This is a genomic window from Xanthobacter autotrophicus (assembly GCF_030015065.1).
GTDB classification, from domain to species: domain Bacteria; phylum Pseudomonadota; class Alphaproteobacteria; order Rhizobiales; family Xanthobacteraceae; genus Xanthobacter; species Xanthobacter autotrophicus_D.
The window spans coordinates 1-1782 of sequence record NZ_JAIVFN010000247.1; the positions used below are offsets into that span (position 1 = coordinate 1).

Below are 1782 nucleotides of genomic sequence, written 5' to 3' on the forward strand. Positions count from 1 at the left end.
GCACGGGTCAAAACCCGCGACAGCGGCCAGCTTGCTGGCGCGCGGAGGAACCGATTTTCCTGCGCAGCGGGAAAATTGGAGGGGCCGCGCGGTTTTGGGGCGTGCCCACCCGCCATGGCAGGCTTGGACATTCTGAGCAGACAGGGTGGGTTATCCAGGCACGCGGCAGCAGCAGGCGAAGCCTGCCCTCATCCCCCCTCAGGCGGGGTCGATGCAGTGACCGGGCGTCGATGCCGGTCTCGCGGGTTCGCCCCAGACAGCGAGGCTGCATGCGCAAGGGATCGTCACGCCGCGAGGCGCGAAGACTGCGCGCAGGCTTCGTGGAGCCGGGATCCGGCGGAGTAGAGCCCGGTCCGGCACGCCGGATGCGCCCGAATACAGGATGCAGATTCATGCCCTGCCGATCGCTCCGACGCTTGAACCAGATGCGTCACCTGTCATATATAGAAGCGACAGTTGACACACGGAGCTTGCAATGGCGATCGCGGCGAAACAGACCGTTCCCGAGGTGGCCCCGCGCGATCTGCAGAAGATCGCCGAGTTGCTCGGCGGCTCCCGGGTGTTGTCGGGGCACGTCAACAGTGCCCTTGACGCCCATGAGTTGCTGCTGCGCGGCCTGCCCGCCTCTGCGCTGGATCACCTCGTGGGGCATCTGCGCGTTCTGCACAAGGCGGATTCGCTCGAGAAGGCGGTCGGCATGAGCGTGCGAACCTATCAGCGCCGGAAGGATGCGCCCTCCAAACCGCTGAGCCAGGAGCAGAGCGGCAGGGCATGGAAATTTGCGGAGATCCTTGCCAAGGCGACCGACGTCTTCGGCTCACAGGAGGAGGCCGAGCAGTGGCTGGAGCGTCCAGCGATCGGGCTCGACCAGCGCCGTCCCATCGACCTGCTCTCCACGCCCGCCGGCATCGAGCTCGTCGAGGACTATCTCGTGCGGCTTGAATACGGCGTCTATGCATGACGCCGCTGCCGGGAGCGCTTGGCGGCGGTGAGCTTGTGGCATGGCGGCTCGACCAGGTGAGTTTTGCTTCCAGCTGGGACAGCGGTGAGGGCTCCTACCGGGTTGGCGGTCGATGGAACAGCAAGGGCGTTCGCGCCGTGTACTGCTCTATCGATCCCTCCACCGCGATCCTGGAGGTGGCGGTCCACAAGGGGTTCAGAGCGCTCGACACGATCCCTCATGTAATGACGGCGACAATGGTGACGGACCTCACCGACGTGCATGTCGTCGAGCCCGCCGACGTTCCCAACCTGAACTGGCTGAGGCCCGGCATCCCGAGCGCAGGCCAGCAGGCGTTCGGCGACGATCTCCTGCACCGCCATCGCTTCGTGGTCATTCCGAGCGCCGTCTCCACGCACAGCTGGAACCTGATCTTCATGGCGAGCAGCGCTGCAGGCGCCTATGCCGTGAAGCGTCAGGAACCTTTTGCATTGGACACACGCCTGCATCCGCCCGCGTAGGCGCCGAGGCCGCGCAGTGTGCTCTCTTCTCCCGGTCGAACGGACCGGCGAGCCTAGGCCGAGGTGGCGCGAGTGTGGCCGTGGCAGAATGAGATCTCCACGACCACGTCCTTCCGACGTTGGGAGGTTTGTGGCTGTCCGATCAGCATTTTTACTGCCTTGTCCTTTGCGGTTAAATGAAGGTGCATCCACCCATGCGGCAGTTCAGGATTGGTGAGCGGACCTGCGATGAAGGCGCGCCGGAGCTTCAATCCGCGCTCGAGCAGGCCTTTGAGCGCAAGCAGCGGCCGCTCTGCCTGTGCCGCGAGCCGCCCACCACGA

The 1782-nt window shown here is 65.2% G+C and carries 3 protein-coding genes; all 3 read left to right on the plus strand.

Annotated elements, in window-relative coordinates:
- Nucleotides 1-475: 475 nt before the first annotated feature.
- Entirely contained in the window at nucleotides 476-961 is a 486-nt protein-coding gene (gene parS, locus K9U40_RS22820; protein ID WP_282639824.1) for a type II RES/Xre toxin-antitoxin system antitoxin, read from the plus strand.
- Complete coding sequence (locus K9U40_RS22825) at nucleotides 958-1461, plus strand: RES family NAD+ phosphorylase (protein WP_282639825.1); 504 nt, start codon at nucleotides 958-960, stop codon at nucleotides 1459-1461. Before parS ends, K9U40_RS22825 begins: the two co-directional genes overlap by 4 nt.
- A 194-nt stretch (nucleotides 1462-1655) precedes the next feature.
- The coding region (locus K9U40_RS22830; protein WP_282890681.1) for a DUF1173 family protein at nucleotides 1656-1782 on the plus strand (127 nt) is incomplete at its 3' end.

What these genes read in the sequence shown, in the direction of transcription:
- parS (WP_282639824.1), top strand. Translation starts at nt 476, where the DNA reads ATGGCGATCGCGGCGAAACAGACCGTTCCCGAGGTGGCCCCGCGCGAT.
- K9U40_RS22825 (WP_282639825.1), top strand. Translation starts at nt 958, where the DNA reads ATGACGCCGCTGCCGGGAGCGCTTGGCGGCGGTGAGCTTGTGGCATGG.